This is a genomic window from Micromonospora sp. ATA51 (genome assembly GCF_016802855.1).
GTDB lineage: Bacteria > Actinomycetota > Actinomycetes > Mycobacteriales > Micromonosporaceae > Micromonospora > Micromonospora sicca.
The window spans coordinates 1-2,812 of record NZ_JAEVHJ010000520.1; the positions used below are offsets into that span (position 1 = coordinate 1).

Annotated in this window: 5 protein-coding genes; 1 reads left to right on the forward strand and 4 read right to left on the reverse strand. The window is 70.7% G+C overall.

Translation table 11 applies throughout. The features are described from left to right. Nucleotides 1-96 precede the first annotated feature (96 nt). Nucleotides 97-261 carry a hypothetical protein gene (locus JNW87_RS37035; RefSeq protein WP_161558029.1) on the forward strand — a complete coding sequence of 55 codons (165 nt, stop codon included), beginning with the start codon at nucleotides 97-99 and terminating at the stop codon, nucleotides 259-261. 603 nt (nucleotides 262-864) lie between these two features. Here the strand turns inward: JNW87_RS37035 and JNW87_RS37040 are convergent. From JNW87_RS37040 to JNW87_RS37055, 4 genes are all read right to left on the reverse strand, one after another. Beyond that, a complete protein-coding gene (locus JNW87_RS37040) occupies nucleotides 865-1,125 on the reverse strand; it encodes a hypothetical protein (protein WP_109806092.1) in 261 nt (86 codons plus the stop codon). Between the two features lie 237 nt (nucleotides 1,126-1,362). Then, nucleotides 1,363-1,869: a hypothetical protein gene (locus tag JNW87_RS37045; protein WP_109806091.1), complete on the reverse strand. Its 507-nt coding sequence runs from the start codon at nucleotides 1,867-1,869 to the stop codon at nucleotides 1,363-1,365. A gap of 89 nt (nucleotides 1,870-1,958) precedes the next feature. Then, nucleotides 1,959-2,435, reverse strand: coding sequence for a DUF4190 domain-containing protein (locus tag JNW87_RS37050; RefSeq protein WP_238455324.1), 477 nt, complete (start codon nucleotides 2,433-2,435; stop codon nucleotides 1,959-1,961). Further along, complete coding sequence (locus tag JNW87_RS37055) at nucleotides 2,432-2,740, reverse strand: hypothetical protein (RefSeq protein WP_238455325.1); 309 nt, start codon at nucleotides 2,738-2,740, stop codon at nucleotides 2,432-2,434. The genes JNW87_RS37050 and JNW87_RS37055 overlap by 4 nt, the downstream gene beginning before the upstream one ends. Between the last annotated feature and the right edge of the window lie 72 nt (nucleotides 2,741-2,812).

The following is a 2,812-nucleotide window of genomic DNA, read 5'->3' on the forward strand; positions in this document are numbered from 1 at the left end:
CCAGCCCACGAAAAACCGGCGACGTCGTCCGCGCCGCGCTCCATCTCACCCACTTCGAATACCGATACCTAACCAAATCTTGTTGAGATCACTTCAGTGGACCAAGACGGGGCGGACCAAGCTGGCGGGCTGCTGGCGCCGCTGAGCCCGAGCTTCCCCGTCGCCCTGCACCCCGGGGTGACCGTGACCCTGTACGTCGAGGGTGGCGACGTCGGAGACGTGATGCGGTCCGGGGTCGAGGCAGCGCTGCGGGGCCTTTGAGTCGGTGGGGGAGCGCCCTGACCTTGCGCTCCGCGACCCTCTACACGGTCGCGGAGTTCGACCGGAAGTTCCTGAGTGAGGTCGGTCTTGGCGGCGCCGGCCGCGTCAACGGGCGGATTCGATGACGCGGCCATCGCCTGGACGGACGCGTGCGGTCCAGTCTGACAAGCGTGCTCCTGCGGCCTCCTGCGGCGGCCTGGCGCTGGGCCGTGTTGGCCGCCTGGTCCTCGAAGACGCCCTGACCGTCGCCCGTACGCCCTGCGAATCGTGGGCAATCGCACTACGGGCCTGGCCGGCATTGTCTCGGTGTCGGGCTGCTGCCGCTTAAGGTCGGCCAAGGTCCCCAAGTCCGGGATGGACCGCGCTCGCCGGTCAGCGCGGGTCGGGGAGGGGGCCATGAGGTTGCAGAAGAGGTGTGGTCATCGCCCGCTGCGGTCACCCGTACGGCTCCGGCCTCGGCCGGCGGCAGTGAATCGTCGAACGCGGCTCTGCCTTGCCCCGCGACTTCAAGCGGCTCCGCATCCGTTACAAACACCGCGCCGACATCCAAGAAGCCCGCTGAGCCTGGCCCGCTCGGCCGAACCTAGACGTGTTGACCCCCGCTCAGCGCCGCCGGAAAACGCAGACGAGCGCTGTCCGCTCACTGGTCATGGCCTTGCCTTCGGCGGCGGCCATGTTGGCCAGCATCCATCCTTCCGCCTCAATGGCCTGAATCTGTTCGGCGACGCCGCTCATGGGCGCAGTTACACGGCTGTTCGTGGTCGCCTCGATGATCTTGTAGACCAGGATGTGGTTGCCCTTTGCGAGCGACTCCCGGGCATGCTTGCCGGCTTCGTTGGCCTTGGCGTTGTTGATCCAGCCCATTGTGGTCCTATCTGAGTTGAGAAGTTGCGAACAGCAAGCCCAGCGGGGCGATGCATCTTGCACCTTGGCTATCGCACGCTCCACGGCCGGGGAACCGGCTGACGGGTCATTAACGCTCCTCTGGTTGGTCGCCGTATGGCAGCGTCCAGCTCGACCAGGGCGAGTGATTGGATCGCGGCACGTGAGACGGGTAGCCGAACCAGGGCGCGGGGACCGAGGTCAGAGCGGCCGCGTCGATCACTCGGAGCGCCGGTAGTGACGGTTGCGCTTACGGGCGACGTCGAGCAGCGAGTTGAGGGATTCCTGCGACCTGCCCGTCGCCGTGGCGAGCGACCCGAGCGGGTCGGCGTGTCCGCGACCGGCCAGGTCGACGAAGACGGCGAGCAGGTCGGACTCGAAGCCGTCGGCTTCCGCACCCCGTTCCCGGGCGAGCTCGGCGAGCCGGCCCTCGATGTAGCGGCGCACCATCACCTGGTACGCCCCGACGCTCGGCAGCACGTGGAACTCGGCCACCATGTCGTCGACCTGCCGTCCCATCGGGTGCAGGACCGCCGACGTGATGCCGCGCTCCCGGACCTCGGGCGCCGCGTCATCGGCGACCCGGATGACGACCTCGTCCGGTCCGTTGATGCCGGCCGGTCCGACGTCGCTGTGCCACCGGGCCGTGATGACCCAGCCCGTGTCCTCGCGGGACAACTCAACGGACCGGTCGGGCACCGCGCGACGGCGATTCTCCTGGAACATGGCGCACCTGTCTTTCCGGCGCCTCGTGGCGCCTACCTGACCGGCCGCGGAGGCGGCCGGTGTCGTACTGCCCGGCTCGGGGGCGGGGGTCAGGGAGTCGGGGTCGGGGTGGCCGCGCCCACGACGCTGCCGAAGAAGACCATGACCGTGAAGGCGATCATCGGGCCGACGAACACGTAGCCCAGGACGAGACCGGCGACCGCCATGCCGTGCCCCGATCTCCTGCCGTCCCGGGTTTCCCGCAGGGCGAGGTGGCCGAGGATGACGGCCAGGATGCAGGGCAGCCCGAACAGGCACCAGCCGCCGAGCACGCCGAGAATCCCGAGCACCAGCGACCCCGTCGCCATCCCAGACGTCAGCGGCGGCTGCACGGCGATCCGCTGCACCGCCGGCGGGTAGCCGCCGGGCTGGTAGGGCCCGGCCGAGACCGGCGGGTACGGGCCCGGCGGTCCGGACGCCGGCGGGTACGGCCCGGGAACGGCGGACACCGGCGGGTACAGCGTCGGGACGCCGGAGACCGGCGGCTGCGGGCGGGTGGGGTCGGGGCCGGGCTGCGGGTACGTCATCGTTCGGGGTCCGTTCTTCGGTCGAGTTGGGTGAGCAGGACGCTCACCTCGGTGTGCAGGCGACGCAGCTCGGCGGCCGTCGGCGCCAGTTCGTAGCAGTGGTGGTGGGCGGCGGTCGACAGGGTCGCCCACGTGAACGCGACGCGGCGGGCGACGCCGATGCCGGGCCCGAGCCGGCCGCGCAGCATCAGCTGCTTGGCCCGGCCCTGCCGGCACGAGGCGACCGGCGGCTTGACCTGCCGCCAGTAGGCGTCGATGCCGCCTTCGAGCGCGAGCCGGATCAGGCAGGCGCACGCCGCGGCCACCAGCCGCCGGTCACCGCGGTCGCGCCGAGGGCGCCGGCGCCGCGCAGCAGCTGGTCGGCCGCCGCCAGGCAG